Raw genomic sequence first — 20,953 nt, forward strand, 5'->3', positions numbered from 1 at the left:
TCAGACCCCGACTTCCGAGAAAAAGATCGAGAACAGCGCATCCAGCGCGATGACCATAAAGATGGATTGCACCACCGATGCCGTGGTTCGGCGCCCGACGCTTTCGGCCGATCCCTGAACCTGCATTGCCTGCCAGCAGGCGATGACCCCGATCACGAGGGCAAAGAACGGGGCCTTGATAAGACCGACCGCAAGGTGCCAGACATCCGTGTTGTCTTTCAGTCGGGTCACGAACATGCCCGGGCTGACACCAAGGTCGATCCAGCTCATGATTGCGCCGCCGATCAGGCCGGATATATCCGCGATGAAGCCAAGGATCGGCAGGACGATCAGCAACGCGAGCGTTCTGGGAACGACCAGAACCTCGATCGGGTCCAGTCCGATGGTTCGCATGGCGTCAATCTCTTCCTGCACCTTCATCGAGCCGATGGAGGCGGTGAAGGCCGATCCGGATCGACCGGCAACGATGATTGCGGTCAGAAGGATGCCCAGCTCGCGCAGGATCGATATCGAGATCAGTTCGACCACAAAGACCTCGGCCCCGAATTGTTTGAGCTGGGTAGATCCCTGAAAAGCCAGAACCACCCCGATCAGGAACCCCATAAGGGCAATGATCGGAACAGCCTTGAGACCGGTTTCTTCCATCTGCGTTACCAACGGCGCGGCACGCAACCGCCATGGCATCACCATTGAACGGGCCAGCCGATGCAGGGTCAGTCCCAGAAAGTTCAGGATCGACAGCGTGTCCTGCCACGCTGCGACCGTGCCTTTGCCGATATGTTCCACCCATGGCAAAAACCCGCGTGGTGGTTCCTGCGCTGCTGCTTCATCGGACAGACTTTTCGCCACGGTCGTGATCAGGGCGTTCTGCGCCTGCGACGCGCCAATGATCGAAACCGGCGTGTTCGCCTTTTCCAACCGTTTTTGAAGGTCCGCGATCAGCCACGCACCGCCGGTGTCGATGGCCTCGACCCCTGACAGGTCAAACGCGACCACATCAGCATCGGAACGGAGTTGAGCCAACTGCGTTTCCGCCTGGCCCAGAAACTGCGTCAACAACCGCCCCTTGAACCGGATCAAGAGGCGACCGTCGGAAAATTCCTGTGTCAGTGATGGGCCGCTCATGCCCGGACTATGACGCGTTGCCGGTTTCGGCGGCAACCGATTTGTTGGATCCGGCACTATTTTGCCGGAACAGATGTTGTTGAATTACAATCGAAAATCAAACTGACCAGGATTAACGAAAAGGGCGCTTTCCTGAACGGAGAGCGCCCGAGGCCGATTACTCTTCGTGGATTTTCTTCCACGCGCCATTCTCGACCACATTGACGTAGACCGAGTCAGCACCCTGATGATCGTCTGGCCCATAGGTCATGTGGTTGCCCACCAGATCATCCTGGTAGTTCAGGGTTTCCATTGCGGCGATGAAACTTTCCTGTGTCAGGTCCGGGCCAGCGGCCTCAAGCGCCCTGACCATCATTTCCGCCGCCGCATATCCGAGCATGGCAAAACCAACCGCGTCTTCGCCGGTGGCGGCCTTGTATTCCTCGATAAACGCCTTGGGGGCCGGTTCGTCCGCCCGTGCCCAAAGATCCTGCCAGGAAGCAGCGGCAAAAAAGCCGTCGGTGACACCACCGGGGACTTGTGCCACGACGGTCAGGAAGCTGGCAGAGGTGCCCATGAACTTCATGTCGTTCAGGCCCATCTTTTTTGCGGTGCCAACAACCGTGATGGCCTGGCGAACGCCCAGGGCGATGGTGACGATGTCGCAGCCGGCTTCGTTCAGTTTGCTGAGCGAGCCGACGAAATCGGTTTCGTCGGGTTTGTGGGTTGTCTCGGCTGCAAACGCGATGCCGGCCTCTTCCGCGCCCGCCTTGGAGCCTTCGAGGATTTCCTTTCCGAAGTCCGTCGGCAAATACATGGTGCACACTTTTTCTGCACCGAACTCGCCAGTCAGGTATTTGACGCCCACCCGGCTTTGGTCGTAATAGCTTGAAAACGAAGTAAATTTATTGTGCATCGGGTCCTGCAGCATCTGGCGCGCGGCAGACAGCGGCGCGACATTCGGAATGCCCTTGGGATCCAGCAGCTTGAAGCCGGCAAGGTTCATGGGGGTGCCAAGGCTTTGCAGCATTGCGAACACCTTGTCGCGATTGAGCAGCTTGTTGTAGCCCTGCATCGCGCGAGGCATCTGATATCCATTGTCTTCAACGACATAGCGGATCTTGCGGCCGTGAACGCCGCCTTCTGCGTTCACCCGGTCAAAGACCACGTTGGCGCCTTTTACTGCCGGAACGCCGACGGCGGCGAAAATGCCGGAGAGGTCGTTGACCGAACCAATGACGATTTCATCGTCGGTGACGCCCTGGGTTTCGGCGCTGGTCAATGTAGCCGTTGCCGTCAGGGCCGCGGCGGCGGCGAGCCTCAGAATTGTCTTTCTCATTTCTCTCCTCCCTTTTGGGTAATCCCATGTTTTATCAATACATATCTTCGATCAGATGTGCGTGTTTCATTTCAACGAAGCTCCGTTTCAGTTTCATCGTTGCGGTCAGTTCCTCGTCCTCGGCGGTGAGAAGGACATCGATCAGGCGGAAATCCTTGATCTGTTCGACGCGCGCAAACTCTTGATTTACTGCCTCAATTTCGGCTCCGATCAGGCTGCGAACCTCGGGTGCGGCACAAAGCGAGGCGAAGTTCGAAAACGGTATCTTGTGGTCCTGAGCGTATTTCTCGACGTTCTCCTGATCAATCATTATCAATGCCGTCAGATACTTGCGCCGGTCGCCGATGATCACTGCATCGGAAATATAGTGGCTGAATTTCAGGCGGCTTTCGATCTCGGCCGGCGTGATGTTCTTGCCGCCGGCGGTGATGATGATGTCTTTCAGGCGGCCGGTGATGGTGACAAAACCGTCGTCGTCCATACGCCCGATATCGCCCGTGCGAAGCCATCCGTCGGCGGTGAAGGTTTCGGCGGTTTTTTCATTGTTGCGCCAGTAACCCTGAAAAGTGTTCAAACCGTACACCTGTATTTCGCCGTCCTGTGCAATTCGTACATCGATTCCGGGTACGGCTTTCCCAATTGTACCGATCCGATTCTTGCCCGGCGTGTTGATCGTGGCGATGCCCGAGGTCTCGGTCATGCCGTACCCTTCGACCAGAGGAACCCCGATCGCCCAATACCATTTCAGCAACTCGGGCGAGATCGGGGCGGCGCCCGTTCCGCCGCGCCTTAACCTGTCCATGCCCAGCATCCGGCGCAGGTTGCGTAAAACCAGCCGGTCCCAGACCCAGAACCGGGCGGCCACGGAAGCGGGGACAGGCTCGTTCCGGAGGAGATAGCGCGCGCGCCTTTGTCCTGCTTGCAACGCCATGGCGAATGCGGCTTGGCCGATGGGCGTGGCCTCCTGCGCCATGATCAGGACCTGCGAGTAGATTTTTTCCCATACGCGCGGGACGGCGGTGAAGGTGTTGGGGGAGACCTCCTGCAGGTTGGCAAAAACCGTCTCGGGGCTTTCCGCGAAATTTACCGTGGATTTGGAGGCGAGCGGGAAATAGATCGAAACGTCGCGTTCCAGAATATGACAGAGCGGCAGGAAACATAGCTGTTCGTCGGTCTCGAACGAGGGCAGGCCGTGCGCACCCGCTTCGATGGCGGACAAAATGTTCTCGTTGCTGAGCATTGCGCCTTTGGGCAGTCCGGTGGTGCCGGAGGTGTAGATGAGCAAAGCGATGTCTTCGGGTTGCGCCAGGGCAATCTGGGCCTCGAACACACCGGGTTGATCCTGTTCGGCCTGACGACCTATTTCATACAAGTGGTCAATCATCATGCAGCGGGGGTGGTCGAGATCGTGCAGCCCCTCGTCTTCGAGAATGATCACCTTTGAAAGGCCCGGAACTTCGTCTTCGATCTGCAGGAACTTGTCCAGTTGCTCTTCGTCTTCGACGATCAGAAAGCGGCTGTCGCTGTCGGTGACCAGATAGGACAGCTGGCTGGCGGAATCGGTGGTGTAGACGCCCGATGCGATGCCGCCGACGCATTGGATCCCCATGTCGAACCAGGCCCATTCCTTGCGGTCTTCGGACAGGATCGAGACGACGTCGCCGCGTTGCAGGCCGAGCTTGCGCAGGGCCAGGCCGATCCATTTGGCGTGTTGCCAGTAATCCGCCCAAGAGTAGGATTTCCATATGCCGAAATCCTTTTCGCGATGCGCGGTCCGCTTGCCCAGTTCGGCACAACGTTTCTGGAACAATCCGGCGATGGTTGTGGTGCCGTCGACCAGAACCGGGCGCTGGCCCGGCGTGGCGTTGAAGCTGACACTGTTGATGAGGGTTTGCGCGGGCAGGCGGCTGGCGTCCATCTTGCTCACCTCCACGTCTTTTTGCGTTTCCAGCGGCGGTTTTCGCGCGCGCCTTCTTCCTGAACGCCCAGATAAAAGTTCTGGATGTCTTCGGATTTCATCAACTCGCTGGCGGGCCCATCCATGACGATCCGCCCGACCTCCATGACGTAACCGTCATGAGCCAGTTCAAGCGCGGCGCTGGCATTCTGCTCGACCAGCATCATCGTCATGTTCTGTTCCGTATTCAGGCGTTTGAGGATGGCGAAAATTTCCTGCACCAGAATGGGGGACAGGCCCAATGAGGGTTCGTCCAGCAGCATGATCTTGGGGTTTGCCATCAGGCCCCGGCCGATGGCCAGCATCTGTTGCTGTCCGCCCGACAGCGTTCCGGCCTCTTGATCGCGGCGGTCCCCGAGGATCGGGAAATAGGAAAAGACCATATCCCTGTCCCGTTCGATTTGTGTTTTGTTTTTAATGGTATAGGCCCCGAGACTCAGGTTTTCGTCGACGGTGAGCAGGGGAAAGACCTCACGCCCTTCGGGAACGTGGACGATCCCCCTTTGCACCACCTTGTGCGGCTCGGACCCTTGTATTTCTTCGCCTTCGAAGGTGATCGTGCCTTTTTCCGGATCCATCACGCCCGAGACGGTCTTCATCAGCGTGGTCTTGCCCGCGCCGTTGGCGCCCAGAATCGAAACGATGCGCCCGGCATGCACATCAAGCGACACGCCGCGAATGGCCATGATCGGGCCATAGAAGCTTTCGACATTGCGGATCTTGAGGATGGGTTCGCTCATGATGCTTTCCCAAGGTATGCCTCGATCACGGCGGGGTGGGATTGCACCTGCGAGGGTGTTCCAAGGGCGAGTTTCGCGCCATCGGCCATGGCCAGCACACGGTCGGAGACGCCCGAGACAAGCCCCATGTCATGTTCGACCATCAATACGGTAATGCCCATCTGGCGGCGGATATCGTCGATCCACCAGCGCATGTCGGTGGTTTCCTCGACCGAGAGCCCCGAGGCAGGTTCATCGAGCAGCAGCAGGCGCGGTTCCGTCGCCAGCGCGCGGGCGACCTCGACCACTTTGCGCACGCCATAGGGCAGGCCGGCGATCATCTTGTCGCGATAGGCCTGCAGGTCGAGGAAATCGATGATCTCTTCGACCTTTTCGCGGTTTTCCAGTTCCTGCCGTTTGGCCGAGGGAGTGAAAAACAGCTCGGTCAGCAGGTTGCTTTTGCGGTGGCGGTGCCGCCCGACCAGAAGGTTTTGCAGCACGGTGGCGTGTTCGAACAGTTCGATGTTCTGAAACGTCCGGGCCACGCCATAGGCCGCAACGCCCGATGGTTTGACCGCCAGCAGGTCGTGGCCGTCAAACCGGACAGATCCCTGAGCTGGATCATAAAAGCGCGATATCAGGTTGAAAACGGTGGATTTTCCGGCGCCGTTGGGGCCAACGATTGCAAACACCTCGCCCTCGTGGACGGAAAAGGTCAGATCGTCCACCGCCGTCAGGCCGCCGAATTTGAGCGTGACGTGTTCCAGTTCCAGCAGGCTCATCTCAGACGCTCCGTTTTCAGGTAGGATTTCTGCCGTCGGAACATGTCCTTGCGGTAAAAGGGGAAGAGTTCGAACCAGGTGCGGATCTTCAGCCAGCGGCCGTAGATGCCCATCGGTTCGAACAGGATGAAGGCGATGAGGATCATGCCGAAAACGCCGAATTCCAGCCCCGGGATGGCAACGGTGTTGCCGCCGATGACGGCGCCGACATATTCCTTGGCGATGGACAGGAACTGTGGCAGGAAGCCGATGACGATGGCGCCGAAGAATGCCCCGTGGATCGAGCCGAGGCCGCCAATGACGATCATCATCAGAAGCTGGATCGAGATCACCACGCTGAAGGTTTCGTTATTGAAGGCGCCGGAATAGAGCCCCATCAACGCTCCGGCCCAACCGGTGACGGCGCAGGAGATGCCGAACGAGACGGTCTTGGTGCGCGAGATATCGACGCCCATCGCCTGTGCCGACACCTCGGAGTCGCGCACGGCGATGAAGCTGCGGCCCAGCGGCGCTCGCAGCAGGTTGATATAGCCCAGCGTCACCAGAACGGTGACGATGAGGGTCAGCCAGTAGAACGGGACGGGCGTGCCCCAGCGATCGACGAGGACGCCAAAGATCTCGACCCCGCCAATGTACTTACCCGCGACGCCGCCGGTGATCGGCTCGCTGAGGACGATGATGTCGTCCATCAGGATCGACAGCGCCAGCGTGAAGATCGCCAGGTAGATGCCATGCAGACGCAGGGCGGGGATGGCGATGATCGCGCCCGCGATGCCGGTGATCAGCCCAGCCAGCGGGAAGGCGATGAGGAACGGCACGCCCGCCTCGATCAGGATGACGTTGGCATAGCAGCCGATGGCGAGAAACGCGGCATGGCCGAGGCTGGCCTGCCCGGTATGGCCGGTCAGGATCATCAGGCCCAGCCCGGCAATGGCCCAGATCAGGACGTTGGTCAACTCGCCCAGATAGAAATCGTCCAGCCACCACGGCGCGAGGGCGACAACGGCCAGCAGGACCAGATAGAGGCCGAGCTGATAGCCGTCTTTCCACGGGCGGATATCCTGCATGTAGTTGGTTTTGAACACGATCCGCATGGGGCTAGACCTTCTTGACGCGCACTTGGCTGAACAGGCCGTGCGGGCGGAAGATCAGGACCGCCAGCAAAAGCGCATAGGGGGCGATCTGGCTGTAGCCGGCGGCGATGTAGCGGCTGGCAAAGGGTTCGATGACGCCCACGATCAGCCCGCCCGCAAGCGCGCCCGGCAGGCTGCCGAAGCCGCCGATCACCGCCGCCGCAAAGGCCTTGATCCCCAAAAGCCCGGTATTGGGATCGACCGAACCCTTGGCGGCAAAGAGGATGCCCGCAACGGCCGCGACCGCACCGGCCAGGGCCCAGATCAGGCCCTGAATCCGTTTGACCGGAATGCCCATGTAATAAGCCGCCAGCTGGTTCTGCGAGGCGCCCTGCATCGCCAGACCCAGCCTGGTGCGGCTGAAAAAGACATAAAGGCCCCAGGTGAGCAGAATGGTGACGATGATGACAGCGACATCCTCCATCCCCAGCACGAGGCCGCCAAAGCGCACCTCCTTGCCCGCCAGCGGGTTTTGCAGGGTCTGTGGTTCATGCCCCCAGATCAGACCGGCGACAAAGCGGATCACAAAGCCCAATGCGATGGTCAGGATCACGACCGAGGTCTGGCTTTCGCCAAACATGCGCCGGATGATCAGGCGGTCGAGCAGATAGCCCAGACCAGCCATGATGCCCAAGGAAACCGGCAGCGCCAGCCAGAAAGGCAGGCCCATATATTCGGTGTTGGTCAGGCCGATGGTCACAAAGGCACCCAGCATCATGAAATCGCCCTGCGCGAAGTTCACCGCCTCGGTCGCCTTGTAGATCAGCACAAAGCCAAGTGCGATCAGGCCGTAGACACAGCCGTTTGCCAGCCCGCTGATCAGCAGCTGCACGTTGTCCAACTTGTCCTCCCCGCGCCGGTGGGCCCGGCGTCCCTTGTCATGACCCGGCGCTCCTCACTTCGCCGGGGTCAAGGCCATATTACGGTGTGATCATCACCTTTCCATCCGTCTTTTTCAGGGCACCCGCCAGGCCTGAAACAACCTTTCGCAATGGCAGATGGGCCGAGACGTCGGTTTTCCAGCGGCCATCGGCAAAACGGGCCTGCACCTCGGCCACAACGCGCATCTGGTCGGCGGGCGGCGTGTCCGTCATCCAGCGGGTCAGCCAGAACCCTTCGATCCGCTTGCCCATGAAGATGAGCTGCCCCATCTGCGTGAGGCTGGGTAAGTCGGCGCTGAGCTTGCCGTAACTGATCCAGCGCGCATTGTTGGGCATCGCGGTAAAGACCTGTTCCGACGCCTGGTCCGAGACGGCATCCAGAAACACGCGCGGTTTCAGATCCTTGCTGAGCGCCGCGAATTTCTGTGCAAACTCCGGATCAGAGGTGACCAGTACCTCGGCCGCGCCCAACTGTTTCAGGGCGTCTGCCGCTTCGGCGCGCCGGACGAGAGCGATGGGTTTCAGGCCCAGATCGCGCCCAAGGCTGCACATCAGCTTGCCCAGCTGGCTGGTTGCGGCGGAAAGCACAAATGCCTCGCCTTCGGTGCGGGCGATATCGACCATGGCCATGGCTGTCATGGGGTTCACGATCTGCGCCGCGCCGTCCTCGTCGGAGATATCGGGACGCAAGGGGATGCACATCTGCGCCTGTGTGACCACGGATTCGGCCCAGGCGCCGGCGCCAGCGGCGACAAAGGCCACGCGCTGTCCCTGCAACCCTTCGGCCCCGGTTCCGGTCGCGACCACGTCGCCACACCCTTCGAACCCCGCCGGAGCGCCCTTGACGCGGGGCTGGCCGTATTCGCCCTTGATGAAGTGCAGATCGGACGGGTTGACCGAAGCTGCGCGCAGACGGATCAGGACCTGTCCCGGCCCGGGGGTCGGCACCGGTATCTCGGCCCCGGCCAGCCAGTCGGCGGCATCGGTGATTTCAGGTCCGGTCGCGGTGCCGGAAAAACCGTCATGCGTTTGCAGGATTGCGAACATGGTTTCGGGAAGATCGGTCATATCGGCAATCCTTGGCATCGGTCAGGCAAGCGAAAGGTCTCAACGGAGCAACGTCGGTTAAATCCTTGATTCGATATTGGTTTGGCTGTCTGGAGTGACGCAGGAGGTCGGGGCAGCTAGGGTCACAATCGGGTCCGGTTCTGGAAATGGATGATCCAACCCAAGCATGCGGCGCGGGCGTTCGTCAATTTTGCGCTGTGATGACGTGGCGGAAATCGCGGCCCGGGGGGGGCGTGGCGGACGTGGCCGCCAAACCCTTTTTGGTTATTGCGCCAGCAACTTTTTCAGCTCTTCGAACTTTTCGGCAAAGGTATCGGGCGCGGCCTTGATATCGGCAAGAATCGTCGCCGCTTCGGCTTTGACGGATTCGGTCAGCGGGCTGGCCTGAACTGCGGTCATCATTTTGTCGTAGTCGAACCCGGCCTCGGTCAGGATACCGCTGTCCTGCCAGGACTGGATCAGCGCATTGCCCTGATCGCCCAATGCGGCAATCTGTTCGTTTGCGGCCTGGGCGGCGGTATCGACGGCGGCGCTTGCTTGATCGGCCGCGTCAGAGGCTTTTTGAGAGACGGAGGATGCCGCCTCGTTGGCCTGTTGCGTCGCGTTCTGGACGGCTTCGCTTGCGGCTTCGGTTACGGCTTGTGCGGCTTCGCCGACGGCGTCGCCGGCCTCCTGCGCGGCATTTTCCAGACGCTCGGCAGGTGTGGGTTCGGGTCGTGTGAGAATGTAATAGGCACTGGCGCCTGCGGCGGCCAGTAGCACAGCTATGACAAGAATACGGGACATTCTGTTCTCCTTCAAATTCGCCCCAGACATGGCTTTCATTCTGAGGGCATTAAAGGGGAAGATTCAGGAAAATCCCGTCATTCCGGTGCGTTGAGCCATTCCTTGCTGAGTGTGCGGGAAAACTGGGCGGTAATATGCCATACGCGTGGCGGCCAAGATAAAAAGGGATCCGACACCATGTGTCGAACCCCTTTTCAAATCTGTTGGCTCCGGCGGTAGGGATCGAACCTACGACCAATTGATTAACAGTCAACTGCTCTACCGCTGAGCTACGCCGGAACGGTGCGCGCCGTATAGCAACACCGGTTTTCGGCGTCCAGAGGGTTCGGCACGGGAAACGCACATTTTTAACCACTGTGCCGAAACCGCGAGGCCGAAGACAGGGAATCGATCGGTTGAACTTTGGATTTCCCCAAAAGATCAACAAGATGAGCAAAAACATTGCGTTCGGCCGCGGGCAGAAGTGCCACGGGTGTGTCGGTATAGATGCGCTCTGCCAGTTCGCGGGCAGTGAGCGGGGTAGAGTCGAGTTGTTCCAGTATCGCGCGCTCACGTCCCAGCCTGTGCGAAATCAGCCAGTCGAGGCGACCCGCGGGGTCGATCACCGGGGCTCCATGGCCGGGGTGGAATACCGTCCAATCTTTTTTGCGCAACCGGCGGCAGGACGCCATGAAATCGGTCAGGTCGCCGTCCGGCGGAGACACCAGAGAGCTGGCCCAGCCCATCACGTGATCAGCGGTAAAGCAGTGACCGCGCCACGCCAAGGCTATGTGATTGCCAAGATGTCCGGGTGTGTGGATGACTTCCAGTTCCCAACCGTCACCCTGGACGATCTCGCCGTCCGCGACCTCGACACCCGGGCGAAAGTCTTTGTCGATGCCTTCGCCGCCACCAGCCATGCCGTCGGCGGCAAGTTCCCTCATCACGGCACTGCGCCCGGCCTCTGGCCCACCAAAGGCGAAGACGGTTGCTCCGGTTTGTTCGGCCAAAGGGGCGGCCAGCGGCGAATGATCCAGATGTGTGTGGGTGACGAAAATGTGGCTGATGCGTTGGCCGGGCAGCAATGCGGCTTGAATGGCGGCCAGGTGGGCCTTCTGCAATGGACCCGGATCGATAATTGCAAGATCGGTATGCCCCACCAGGTAGGTGTTGGTGCCGCGATAGGTCATGGGAGAGGGGTTGGGGGCGAGGATGCGGCGCAGGCCCGGTTCAAGTTCGAAGGGTACGCCGACAGGCGGTTGGAAATCGTCGGGCGGTTGCATCTTGACCTCTTCCTCTTGTTCTGGTGGCCCGCTACGCTTAGCGCATGTCCTTCCGCTGGCTCAAACCTTATATGCCGCGTAGTCTCTATGCACGAGCGGCCCTGATCCTGGCGCTGCCGATGGTGGTGGTTCTGCTGGTGGTTGCGGTAGCGTTTCTGCAGCGCCATCTGGAAGACGTTACCATGCAGATGACGCTGACGGTGTCGCGCGAAATCAGTTTGCTGCAGGATCAGATGCAGGGCACCTCGAACCGGCAAGACGCGCTTGCCAAAATGGGGCCGACACTGAATGCGCTTGACATGCAGGCGCGGTTTCTGGAAATGCCGGAGGTTCCCGATGTGGATACGCGGCGCTGGTACGATCTGACCGGAAAGATCGTGCAGGAAAACATACACCGGCTGTTGCCTGATGCGAGAGCTGTGCTTTTGCCCAGCAGCCGTGAAACCGTGCTGATTCTGAACACGCGTCTTGGCGCGTTGCAGTTGACGTTCGACCGTCGCCGCCTGTCGCCCGCAGCACCTCATCAGCTGATCGTGACGATGGTGTTTTTTGCAGTGCTGATGACGTCGATTTCCTTTCTTTACATGCGTAACCAGCTCAAACCCATTGCCAAACTGGCGGACGCGGCGCAGGCGTTCGGGCGGGGTAGAGTGGTGCCCTATTCACCACGAGGCGCGATAGAGGTGCGTACCGCCGGCAGCGCGTTTCTGGACATGCGCGCCCGGATCGAACGGCAGATCGAACAACGTACCCTGATGCTGTCTGGCGTGAGCCACGATCTGCGCACGCCGCTGACACGTCTGAAACTCGGGCTTGCGATGATGCCCGACGACGAGGCGGCGCCGCTATTGCAGGACGTCGATGAAATGCAGCGTTTGCTGGACACATTTCTTGATTTCACGCGAGGAGCCTCGGAAGGCGCACCCGAAGCGGTCGACATAGCATCGTTGCTGGGCCAGATCGTCGAGGATGCCAGGCGGGCAGGGCGTCAGGTGGAATTGGGCACATGCGAGGGTTCGGAGCCTGTGACATTGCGCCCGACGGCGATTCGACGGGCGGTCGAGAACCTGATCGGCAATGCGGTGCGTTACGGCACGAGGGCCGACGTGAGCTGTGCCGTCACGTCGAAATCCCTGCGCATTCGGGTCGAGGACGATGGGCCGGGCATCCCGGTCGAACAGCGCGGCGAGGCGATCAAACCATTCGCGCGGCTTGATCCCGCGCGCAATCAGAATCAGGGCGGCGGTGTCGGGCTGGGCCTGGCCATTGTCGCCGATGTGGCCCGTGCCCATGGGGGGGTGTTGCGGTTGGGCGAAAGCGAAAAGCTGGGCGGTTTGCGCGCGGATATCGTTATCGCTCGGTAAAAGCCGGAGCGCTTTGGCAGATCGGATGGTATAAGGGGAATGCGCCCGGTGCGAATGAACCCAATTTACCGAGACGCCAGCCAAGGAGGGATAGAATGCCGCAATTCAATGACATGTTCGAGTTGTCGGTCGAGGATGTGGATCTGATCGAAATGGCCTTGCGGACCGCCTCGGCGTCTATTTCACACCGACCGGCGGAAGAGGATGACGCAAACCGAGCCAAACGCGCAGAAACCGTGCGCCGAATCCATGACCTGCTAGGCCGATTGCACGATCAGAAGATTTTCTATCGTCCAAAGGACGGTGTCTATGTCGGCGGCTAAAAACGCAGTTTTCGTAAGTGAAAAGGGCGGATTGGTAGGCCCGGAGGGACTCGAACCCCCAACCAAAGCGTTATGAGCGCTCTGCTCTAACCAATTGAGCTACAGGCCCGCCTGAGCGCATTGCGTATCACGCGTGTCGCCCGCGTCAAGCCTGACCGTTGCATGCAGGCGCACAATCGACTAACCCGCGCTCAAAGCATTCATGAGGGTTCAGCCATGACAACGGGCAAAAGCGGCATGACCTATGCCGATGCGGGCGTGGATATCGATGCGGGCAACGCACTGGTCGACCGCATCAAACCTGCGGCAAAGCGAACCGACCGGCCTGGCGTGGCAAGCGGGCTGGGCGGTTTTGGCGCGTTGTTCGACCTCAAGGCGGCTGGATACAGCGACCCGATTCTGGTGGGGGCAACCGATGGTGTCGGCACCAAGCTGCGGATTGCCATTGATACCGGGGTGGTTGACGGGGTCGGCATCGATCTGGTGGCGATGTGCGTGAACGACCTGATCTGTCAGGGCGCGGAACCTTTGTTTTTCCTTGATTATTTCGCAACAGGAAAGCTGGAGACGGAAACGGCCGCGCGGATCATCGAAGGCATTGCCGAAGGCTGCGTGCGCTCGGGCTGTGCACTGATCGGTGGTGAGACGGCAGAAATGCCCGGGATGTATCCGGCGGGGGATTTCGACCTGGCAGGTTTTGCTGTCGGCGCGATGGAGCGCGGAACGGCGCTGCCTGCGGGCGTGCAGGAGGGTGACGTGCTGCTTGGGCTGGCCTCGGACGGGGTCCATTCCAATGGTTATTCATTGGTTCGCCGGTTGGTGGAACATTCCGGACTTAACTGGGAATCGGAGTGTCCATTTGCCGAAGGCGCGATGGGAAAGGTGCTGCTGACGCCGACTCGGCTTTACGTGAAATCTGCTCTGGCGGCGATCCGGGAGGGGGGCGTGCATGCGCTGGCCCATATCACCGGCGGTGGGCTTACCGAGAACCTGCCGCGGGTCCTGCCGGAAGGCGCTGGAGCGACCATTGACCTTGATGCGTGGGATCTGCCACCCGTGTTCCGGTGGATGGCCGAAACCGGTGGTATAGCCGAGGCCGAGATGCTCAAGACCTTCAATTGCGGTGTAGGCATGATTGTTGTCTGTGCGCCGGACAAAGCCGATGATCTGGCCGCGCTGCTGCGGGCCGAAGGGGAAACCGTATCGCGCATCGGCAGCGTAACCGGAACACCCGGTGTGACTTACACAGGCGCGCTGTTGTGAGTCATAAGCGCGTTGCCATCCTGATATCCGGGGGGGGGTCGAACATGGTGTCGCTGGTCGACAGCATGTCCGGTGACCACCCGGCGCGACCGTGCCTTGTGATGTCGAACGACGCGCAGGCCGGCGGATTGCAGAAGGCGGCGGATCGCGGTGTGCCGACCGCAGTTGTCGATCATAGGCCTTTTGGCGGGGATCGCGCGGCGTTTGAGGCCGAACTGGTGAAACCGTTGCTGGAGGCCGCAGTCGACATTGTCTGTCTCGCCGGGTTCATGCGCGTGCTCACAGGCGGGTTCGTGTCACAGTTTCAGGGACGGATGCTGAATATCCATCCCTCGCTTCTCCCCAAGTACAAGGGGCTCAACACCCATGCGCGCGCCATCGCGGCGGGTGACGCCGAACACGGCTGCACCGTGCACGAGGTGACCGCAGCGCTGGATGACGGCCCCATTCTGGGGCAGGCGCGAATTCAGATCGAACCCGGCGATACGCCCGAATCCCTCGCGGCGCGGGTGCTGGAGTGGGAACATAAACTTTATCCGGCGGTTTTGCGGCGGTTCTCTTCTGGCAACACAACGCCGGTTCTGTTGCCGTGATCCCTTGTCGGCGTTTACAGCCGCGCCAGCTTTGTCCTATGGTTCAGGAATTGCTCGGGGATGTGTGGGGTCTTTGAGTTTTGGAATGAATAAAAAGTGCAAGAAACAAAACCGCTTATGAAAACCCTTACCACCACGCCCGAGCTTGCGGAATTCTGCAAGGCCGCCGCCGCGCACCCTTATGTCACCGTCGATACCGAGTTTCTTCGCGAGCGGACCTATTACTCGAAACTGTGTCTCGTTCAATTGGCCCTTCCCGCCGAGGGGGAGGACAGCGCCGTGCTGGTCGATCCGTTGGCGGAAGGGATGTCGCTGGAACCGTTGCTGGAACTGTTTCGCAACGAAAATGTGGTCAAAGTGTTTCATGCGGCGCGGCAGGATCTGGAAATATTCTGGGTCGAATCCGGTGTATTCCCCGAACCGTTGTTCGATACCCAGGTGGCCGCGATGGTATGCGGATTTGGCGAGCAGGTAGGCTATGAAACCCTTGTGCGCAAGATCTGCAAGCAGGGGGTGGACAAGACCTCGCGGTTTACCGACTGGTCGCGCCGCCCACTGACCGACGCGCAAAAGACCTATGCGCTGGCGGACGTGACGCATTTGCGCAAGATCTATGAGTTCCTGGCGGCGGAACTGAAGAAAACCAGACGGGACCACTGGGTTGCGGAAGAATTGCAGATCCTGACCGATCCGGCCACGTATGACATTCGCCCCGAAGAGGCGTGGCGTCGCATCAAGACACGCACGAATTCGGCCAAGTTCCTTGCAATGGTCCGGGAACTGGCCAAATTCCGCGAAGCTTATGCGCAGGAAAACAATGTTCCGCGCAACCGGGTCTTCAAGGACGACGCTTTGATCGAACTGGCCTCGACCAAGCCCAGGACCCCGGCCGATCTGGGGGGGTCACGCCTGCTGCTGCGCGAGGCGCGAAAAGGGGCCATTGCCGATGGCATTCTGGCGGCGGTGGCGCAGGGTATTGAATGTCCCCCGGACAAACTGCCAAAGATCGACAAGAGCCGGGACAAGATTCAGGTCAACCCCGCCTTGGCCGATCTGCTGCGAGTGCTTCTGAAATCGAAAACTGAAAGCGCAGGTGTTGCTGCAAAACTGATCGCCAACAGCGCCGAGCTTGATTTGATTGCGGCCGGAGAACGCGATGTACCATCGCTGTCGGGGTGGCGGTATGAAGTGTTCGGAGAAGACGCCCTGCGGCTTTGCGACGGTCAGATTGCGCTGGCAGCCAAAGGGCAGACCGTTCGGGTCGTTCCGCTGGGCTGACCGGCGTCAGCGCCTGCGGGTTTCGCGAGCGTTTTGCGCAGCCGAGACGCGGATGAGCCGAATACCCTCAAGATCCTGTTTGCTCAGATTGACCGCCTCGGTGATTGTGCGAGTGCGTTCTGTCCCTTGCGCGGTGGCATAATCGGGATAGACAACGCGGAATGTGAAGGCGAGAACGCCGTTCTTTTGATCTTCTTCGGATGAATTCAGCCGCAATTGTGCGTCATAGGCACCCTGTCGGGCAGCAACGCCTGTTGCAACCAGTATCGCGCCGGTCGATGTGGGATCCACCCGGAGCTCGGTAACCGTGGCAATAGGAACGCTGATGTCCACGGCTTCAGGCCCATCAAACAGACCTTTGCCGCCTCTTTGCGGGATCAGTGCGTTGGTTTCATCAACCTGTGTTGGTTCGCTTGGCGTGCTTTTGCCGAACCAGTTGGACGGATTTGCGCGAGAGTCGCGCCAACTACCGCAGGCAGACAGCGTCAAAGCGGCAACCATAAGGAGAACTGGCAAAGATTTGTTCATGACAACCAACACGTTGAAGGAGCAACCTGAAAACGGGTTAGCCTAAATGAACCGGCTTGAAAAGACGTGGCGGGGCTGGACACGGCCCTGGCGCGGGCTTAGGTCACAGTTTGACGAAGATTTGAGAGGATCGCCGCATGGCCAGCCCCGCCTTTGAGGAAATTGTCGAAGACTTCGAGTTCCTGGAGGACTGGGAAGACCGCTATCGTCATGTGATCGAGCAGGGCAAGGCGATGGAGCCCCTTGACGAGGCGCTCAAGGTACCCGCGACCAAGGTGCATGGCTGCGCCAGTCAGGTTTGGTTGCATCCGACCATCGAAAACGGAGTTTTCAGTTTTGATGGTGACAGTGATGCCCTGATCGTGCGCGGCTTGATCGCGGTTTTGCGCTCGCTTTACAATGGCTTGCCAGTGGGTGAGGTTCCCAAGGTCGACGCACGGGCGGAACTGGAGCGGTTGGGTCTGAACGAGCATCTGTCGGCCCAGCGGTCAAATGGTCTGCGCTCGATGATCGAACGTATCCGCGATGTCGCATCAGAGAACGTGTGAGCGGTGCCTTTATTCTGAAACCTGCTCAGACCAATCGGTAAGCGTGGTTTCCAGATCGCCATAACCGGTGAAGCGATATTCGAATTCCAGCCCCATCCGCGCGGCGCAGGCCTTTGCCTTTTCGACCAATGCCGGATCGTTCGTCTGCGCCTGATAGACCAGTTTGGTGTAATTGCCAAAATACATGTCCCTGAGCTGTGGATGGCGATCAAGCCCCAAAGGTTTCCATACGAACGCATCAAACTGACGGGTCAGGAAATCGGTGAGGTAAAACGCCGTCGTGTCACTTTCGTCGCGCGCCGAAAAAGCGTCATTGCCTTCGAAAAAGGAATAGCAGTGTGGTCCGGCAACCATTTCGACTCCCAGATCGTCACAGGCCCGCTGCAACAAGCCTCCGGTCCCGCAATCGGCGTAGACCACAAAGATCTTCTCGTATTTGGCTCTATGCTTGGCGACCGCTTGTTGTACCGCCTCGGTGATTTTTTCCGGTGTGACGTGAAGGATAGCTGGCAGGCAGGTGAGATCCATGTGATCCCATCCATTGCGGTCGCGGATGTCCAGGATTTCCCGCGCCAGCGCGCCACATGCGACCAGCAGGATACGCCCCGAGCTGGTCTTTGCGTCGAACCCGGTGGTCGTAAGATGGCGATCCTGGGGCGGTTGATGTGCGGTCAATCGAGATCTCCTTGTGCGTTGCACTCAGAGTTATCTTCATTGACCGCCGGGGCAAGTCCTGTTCCGACACTGGAAATCAGGCAACCGACACCTGAGTTTCAAACGTAGACAAAGTGGGGCGGGCACTGGGGCCATATGAGGCCAGTCCGTTTGCTTCCATTTCAGGAAAGAGAGACAGGATTTCCTGTTGCGTCGCCTTTTCCATGCTGTTCCAAGCCAATTCGCCGGGATGAAAGCTTTCGCTTATGCACCCATCGGCCCAGATCAACTCGTGACGATCGAAAAGCAGGTGGAAATAGGTGATGTTACCCCCGGGCTGCAACACGATATTCTTGCCGTCGATCAGCGACTTGGCAGGTGCCAGCGCTTCGCGCTGGCCCGTATGAAGTTCGACTTTCCAGTTGCGCACCAGCATGCGGTGTTGTTGCGAGACCAAAAGATCCCGGGTGTTGCCAATGGCGCCTGCGCGGAACAGCACCGGAGCATATGCGCCGGTTGCCTCTACCGTACGGCTGCCGATCCAGCGCAACTCCTGCGGGCCGCTATCCAGTGTACAGATTTGGTCGTCGGGGGTCTGAGGGTTTCGACGCGCTTCCAGCCTTTGGCGGTCTTGATACGTGTACCTTTGGCGAAACAGGTGACTATGTTCCATGCTTGCCGATCAGCGTTGGTGCCGGCAATGCCTGTGTTTCGTGCAACGCTGTCCAGAGAAATCGATTGTATAGCGCCGGCTTCGAGAGCATCCTGATCGGTATTGGGCGAGAATTCGGGTACGAGATAGGTATTTCCATCAACGTCTTGCGAAATCACAGCGGATATCGTGGCAGTTGAGCCATCGACATAAGTCAGCGTGGCATTGTAAATTGCCACGCCGTCAAAGGTTTGCGCTGGACCATTGTCGATGGAGAATTGCTCGAACGGTGGGTTGTTCATGTCATAGAACGTGCCGACATCCCCGACAGGACTCCAGGTAACAGCGTTTGTATACAATGGCTCGGTTTCGCTTCCGACCGTGAGACCAACAAGAGCCTCTGCATTTTCTGCGTTGTTGTTGCTTTCGACAGTGTCGATCTCGGAAATGTACCCAGAAAAATAGCGTTGAATGTAGTTGGCATGTGAACCCCTGGAACTTTTAACTATCGCTAAATAACAAGGGGTTAAGATGGGGTAAATTAGGTGGTCGGGGATTGTGGTGCGGTTCACGCACTTGTCATAGGAAAAGGCCGCTCCGTGATCGGGCGGCCTTTTCATAGAGTGGGTGGGGTGTTTCAGCCAGCCATCTGGTTGTGCTTGCGCGAGACGAAATCCTTGGCGGTTTCAACCGCAACTGCCGCGTCACGGCAATAGGCGTCAGCGCCGATGGCCTTGCCAAATTCCTCGTTCAGCGGGGCACCGCCGACCAGAACGATGTATTCGTCACGCAGGCCTTGTTCGACCAGGGTGTCGATCACGACCTTCATATACGGCATGGTGGTGGTCAGCAGAGCGGACATGCCCAGAATGTCGGGCTTTTCGTTCTCAAGCGCTTCCAGATAGTTCTCGACCGGGTTGTTGATGCCCAGATCGACAACTTCAAAGCCCGCGCCCTCCATCATCATCGACACGAGGTTCTTGCCGATGTCGTGGATGTCGCCCTTGACGGTGCCGATGACCATCTTGCCGACGCGCGGTGCGCCGGTTTCGGCCAAAAGCGGCTTGAGGATGGCCATGCCACCTTTCATCGCGTTGGCGGCCAGCAGAACTTCGGGAACGAACAGGATGCCGTCACGGAAGTCGGCGCCGACGATGGTCATGCCACCGACCAAAGCCTTCGTGAGGATGTTATACGGTGTCCAACCCCGTTCAAGCAGGATGTTTACGCCTTCTTCGATCTCTTCCTTGAGGCCGTCATAAAGGTCGTCAAACATCTGTTCGACGAGTTCCTCGTCGTTCAATTCCGACAGGACGATGTCTTCTTCATCCGACATAAGCCGTTTCCCTGAGCTAAAGGGGCAAAGCCCCCGAGTGGCAATTTGGTCCGTTTTGCCAGTTTGCCATAATTTCACTGTGTCGATTGCGACATGGGCCGCTACGCAACCGACGTATAGGAAATATTTTGCCTCAGATCGATTGAATGTTCTTCAGAAAGAAGCTGAGGCCGCCTCATATCCATCTCGTGCAGCTTCAACTCGCACAAGGTTGGGTTTTGCTTAAATGGCTGACCGAGAATATTGCAGATGTTCACGTATTGTTCTAAATGGATTGTGGTTCATGTGGGAGATTGCAATGCCGCTGCACGTACATGCGCCCGGCAGGGGCGTGACGTCGAACAAAACGGGACAGTTCGAAAAGCACAGTACCGTGTCCGTGGACGACGGTTGGGATCTGGAAGAAGACGTGCCAACACTGCGCACGGTGGTGAGCGACGAGATCGCCCGAAGCCTGATCACGTTCAACCGGTCCCCGGACTTGCCGTTCGATCGTTCGATCAACCCGTACCGCGGGTGCGAACACGGATGTCCCTATTGTTTTGCGCGCCCAACGCACGCTTATCTGGGGCTGTCACCAGGGCTGGATTTTGAAACGCGGCTTGTCGCGCGACCGAATGCGGCTGAAATCCTGCGTCGGGAATTGAGTGCGCGGTCCTACAAGGTTGGCGCGATTGCCTTGGGCACAAATACAGACCCGTACCAGCCGGTAGAAAAAAATCGCTTTATCACAAGAGCTTGCCTGGAGGTTCTGGAGGAATTTCGGCATCCGGTGGCGATCGTGACCAAAGGGGCATTGATCGAGCGCGATCTGGATGTTCTGTCTCGTTTGGCAAAGCAGGGGTTGGTGCGCGTGGGGATATCCGTCACGACGCTGGACCCGGTTCTGTCGCGCAGGATGGAGCCGCGCACACCCGCGCCCAGGCGCCGATTGCAGATGATCGAACGGTTGACCGGAGCAGGCGTGCCCGTGCGCCTGATGACTTCGCCGATAATTCCCGGCCTGACGGATCACGAACTGGAGGACATGCTGCAGGCCGGGCGGGATGCGGGGGCCGATGCGGCCAGCTGGATCATGTTGCGGCTGCCACGCGAGGTGTCGCAGCTGTGGCAGGAATGGTTGGCGCAGCACTATGAGGGTCGCGCGGACAAGATCATGTCGCGTCTACGCGATATGCATGGCGGCAAGGACTATGATCCACGCTGGGGACATCGCATGCGGGGCGAGGGGCAATATGCCGAAATGATTTCGCAGCGGTTCAAGGCCGCAACGCGCAGAATCGGATTGTTGATCCAAACACCACCACTGAGGTGCGATCTGTTTCGGGTGCCCGCCCAGTCCGGCGATCAGTTGTCGCTGTTCTGAAGACGAAAATGCCCCGC

Annotated in this window: 22 protein-coding genes and 2 tRNA genes; 7 read left to right on the forward strand and 17 right to left on the reverse strand. The window is 59.1% G+C overall.

What is annotated here, in order from left to right:
• From AC2FLX_RS14770 to AC2FLX_RS14820, 11 genes are all read right to left on the reverse strand, one after another.
• The gene (locus AC2FLX_RS14770) at nt 1-1,125 is read right to left on the reverse strand and encodes an MlaE family lipid ABC transporter permease subunit (protein ID WP_496811050.1); all 1,125 of its coding nucleotides are present in this window, start codon (nt 1,123-1,125) and stop codon (nt 1-3) included.
• A gap of 157 nt (nt 1,126-1,282) precedes the next feature.
• Nucleotides 1,283-2,443: an ABC transporter substrate-binding protein gene (locus AC2FLX_RS14775; RefSeq protein WP_480749998.1), complete on the reverse strand. Its 1,161-nt coding sequence runs from the start codon at nt 2,441-2,443 to the stop codon at nt 1,283-1,285.
• A gap of 34 nt (nt 2,444-2,477) precedes the next feature.
• Complete coding sequence (locus tag AC2FLX_RS14780) at nt 2,478-4,361, reverse strand: AMP-dependent synthetase/ligase (RefSeq protein WP_480750011.1); 1,884 nt, start codon at nt 4,359-4,361, stop codon at nt 2,478-2,480.
• A 5-nt stretch (nt 4,362-4,366) separates the two neighbouring features.
• The gene (locus AC2FLX_RS14785) at nt 4,367-5,140 is read right to left on the reverse strand and encodes an ABC transporter ATP-binding protein (protein WP_480749999.1); all 774 of its coding nucleotides are present in this window, start codon (nt 5,138-5,140) and stop codon (nt 4,367-4,369) included.
• The gene (locus AC2FLX_RS14790) at nt 5,137-5,901 is read right to left on the reverse strand and encodes an ABC transporter ATP-binding protein (protein WP_480750000.1); all 765 of its coding nucleotides are present in this window, start codon (nt 5,899-5,901) and stop codon (nt 5,137-5,139) included. The genes AC2FLX_RS14785 and AC2FLX_RS14790 overlap by 4 nt, the downstream gene beginning before the upstream one ends.
• Nucleotides 5,898-6,995, reverse strand: coding sequence for a branched-chain amino acid ABC transporter permease (locus tag AC2FLX_RS14795; RefSeq protein ID WP_496807723.1), 1,098 nt, complete (start codon nt 6,993-6,995; stop codon nt 5,898-5,900). The genes AC2FLX_RS14790 and AC2FLX_RS14795 overlap by 4 nt, the downstream gene beginning before the upstream one ends.
• A gap of 4 nt (nt 6,996-6,999) precedes the next feature.
• Nucleotides 7,000-7,875, reverse strand: coding sequence for a branched-chain amino acid ABC transporter permease (locus AC2FLX_RS14800; RefSeq protein WP_480750002.1), 876 nt, complete (start codon nt 7,873-7,875; stop codon nt 7,000-7,002).
• A 79-nt stretch (nt 7,876-7,954) separates the two neighbouring features.
• Complete coding sequence (locus AC2FLX_RS14805; protein WP_496811051.1) at nt 7,955-8,983, reverse strand: alcohol dehydrogenase catalytic domain-containing protein; 1,029 nt, start codon at nt 8,981-8,983, stop codon at nt 7,955-7,957.
• A 264-nt stretch (nt 8,984-9,247) separates the two neighbouring features.
• A complete protein-coding gene (locus AC2FLX_RS14810) occupies nt 9,248-9,769 on the reverse strand; it encodes a hypothetical protein (RefSeq protein ID WP_496811052.1) in 522 nt (173 codons plus the stop codon).
• 204 nt (nt 9,770-9,973) lie between these two features.
• A tRNA-Asn gene (locus tag AC2FLX_RS14815) sits at nt 9,974-10,048 on the reverse strand.
• A gap of 68 nt (nt 10,049-10,116) precedes the next feature.
• Nucleotides 10,117-11,031 carry an MBL fold metallo-hydrolase gene (locus AC2FLX_RS14820; protein WP_480750442.1) on the reverse strand — a complete coding sequence of 305 codons (915 nt, stop codon included), beginning with the start codon at nt 11,029-11,031 and terminating at the stop codon, nt 10,117-10,119.
• A gap of 44 nt (nt 11,032-11,075) precedes the next feature.
• Here AC2FLX_RS14820 and AC2FLX_RS14825 point away from each other — a divergent pair, with 44 nt between their 5' ends.
• On the forward strand, nt 11,076-12,395 hold the full coding sequence (locus AC2FLX_RS14825; protein WP_496875458.1) for an ATP-binding protein: 1,320 nt from the start codon (nt 11,076-11,078) through the stop codon (nt 12,393-12,395).
• Between the two features lie 95 nt (nt 12,396-12,490).
• Nucleotides 12,491-12,718 carry a hypothetical protein gene (locus AC2FLX_RS14830; protein WP_480750444.1) on the forward strand — a complete coding sequence of 76 codons (228 nt, stop codon included), beginning with the start codon at nt 12,491-12,493 and terminating at the stop codon, nt 12,716-12,718.
• Between the two features lie 32 nt (nt 12,719-12,750).
• Here the strand turns inward: AC2FLX_RS14830 and AC2FLX_RS14835 are convergent.
• Nucleotides 12,751-12,827 (reverse strand) — tRNA-Ile (locus AC2FLX_RS14835).
• A 107-nt stretch (nt 12,828-12,934) separates the two neighbouring features.
• Between AC2FLX_RS14835 and purM the strand changes: the two genes are divergently transcribed.
• From purM to rnd, 3 genes are all read left to right on the forward strand, one after another.
• Nucleotides 12,935-13,981 carry a phosphoribosylformylglycinamidine cyclo-ligase gene (purM, locus tag AC2FLX_RS14840; protein WP_480750445.1) on the forward strand — a complete coding sequence of 349 codons (1,047 nt, stop codon included), beginning with the start codon at nt 12,935-12,937 and terminating at the stop codon, nt 13,979-13,981.
• Nucleotides 13,978-14,574, forward strand: coding sequence for a phosphoribosylglycinamide formyltransferase (purN, locus tag AC2FLX_RS14845; RefSeq protein ID WP_480750446.1), 597 nt, complete (start codon nt 13,978-13,980; stop codon nt 14,572-14,574). The genes purM and purN overlap by 4 nt, the downstream gene beginning before the upstream one ends.
• 117 nt (nt 14,575-14,691) lie before the next feature.
• Nucleotides 14,692-15,852, forward strand: a complete 1,161-nt coding sequence (rnd, locus tag AC2FLX_RS14850; RefSeq protein ID WP_480750447.1) for a ribonuclease D — start codon at nt 14,692-14,694, stop codon at nt 15,850-15,852.
• Between the two features lie 6 nt (nt 15,853-15,858).
• On the opposite strand, the gene AC2FLX_RS14855 is transcribed toward rnd, so the two are convergent.
• Entirely contained in the window at nt 15,859-16,368 is a 510-nt protein-coding gene (locus tag AC2FLX_RS14855; RefSeq protein ID WP_480750448.1) for a hypothetical protein, read from the reverse strand.
• 149 nt (nt 16,369-16,517) lie between these two features.
• Here AC2FLX_RS14855 and AC2FLX_RS14860 point away from each other — a divergent pair, with 149 nt between their 5' ends.
• On the forward strand, nt 16,518-16,928 hold the full coding sequence (locus tag AC2FLX_RS14860) for a SufE family protein (protein WP_480750449.1): 411 nt from the start codon (nt 16,518-16,520) through the stop codon (nt 16,926-16,928).
• A gap of 9 nt (nt 16,929-16,937) precedes the next feature.
• Here the strand turns inward: AC2FLX_RS14860 and AC2FLX_RS14865 are convergent, their stop codons facing one another.
• The 4 genes from AC2FLX_RS14865 to AC2FLX_RS14880 all read right to left on the reverse strand — a co-directional run bounded on the left by AC2FLX_RS14865 (nt 16,938) and on the right by AC2FLX_RS14880 (nt 19,570).
• Nucleotides 16,938-17,603, reverse strand: a complete 666-nt coding sequence (locus AC2FLX_RS14865; RefSeq protein WP_496811056.1) for a DUF1638 domain-containing protein — start codon at nt 17,601-17,603, stop codon at nt 16,938-16,940.
• A gap of 76 nt (nt 17,604-17,679) precedes the next feature.
• Nucleotides 17,680-18,132, reverse strand: a complete 453-nt coding sequence (locus tag AC2FLX_RS14870; RefSeq protein ID WP_496811057.1) for a Hint domain-containing protein — start codon at nt 18,130-18,132, stop codon at nt 17,680-17,682.
• Nucleotides 18,105-18,806 (reverse strand): hypothetical protein, encoded by a 702-nt coding sequence (locus tag AC2FLX_RS14875; protein WP_496811058.1) that lies wholly within the window; start codon nt 18,804-18,806, stop codon nt 18,105-18,107. The genes AC2FLX_RS14870 and AC2FLX_RS14875 overlap by 28 nt, the downstream gene beginning before the upstream one ends.
• A gap of 65 nt (nt 18,807-18,871) precedes the next feature.
• Entirely contained in the window at nt 18,872-19,570 is a 699-nt protein-coding gene (locus tag AC2FLX_RS14880) for a corrinoid protein (RefSeq protein WP_480750452.1), read from the reverse strand.
• Nucleotides 19,571-19,868: 298 nt separating this feature from the next.
• Here AC2FLX_RS14880 and AC2FLX_RS14885 point away from each other — a divergent pair, with 298 nt between their 5' ends.
• Nucleotides 19,869-20,936, forward strand: a complete 1,068-nt coding sequence (locus AC2FLX_RS14885) for a PA0069 family radical SAM protein (RefSeq protein WP_496811059.1) — start codon at nt 19,869-19,871, stop codon at nt 20,934-20,936.
• Nucleotides 20,937-20,953: the final 17 nt, after the last annotated feature.

It is taken from the genome of Ruegeria sp. YKSF57 (assembly GCF_059612585.1).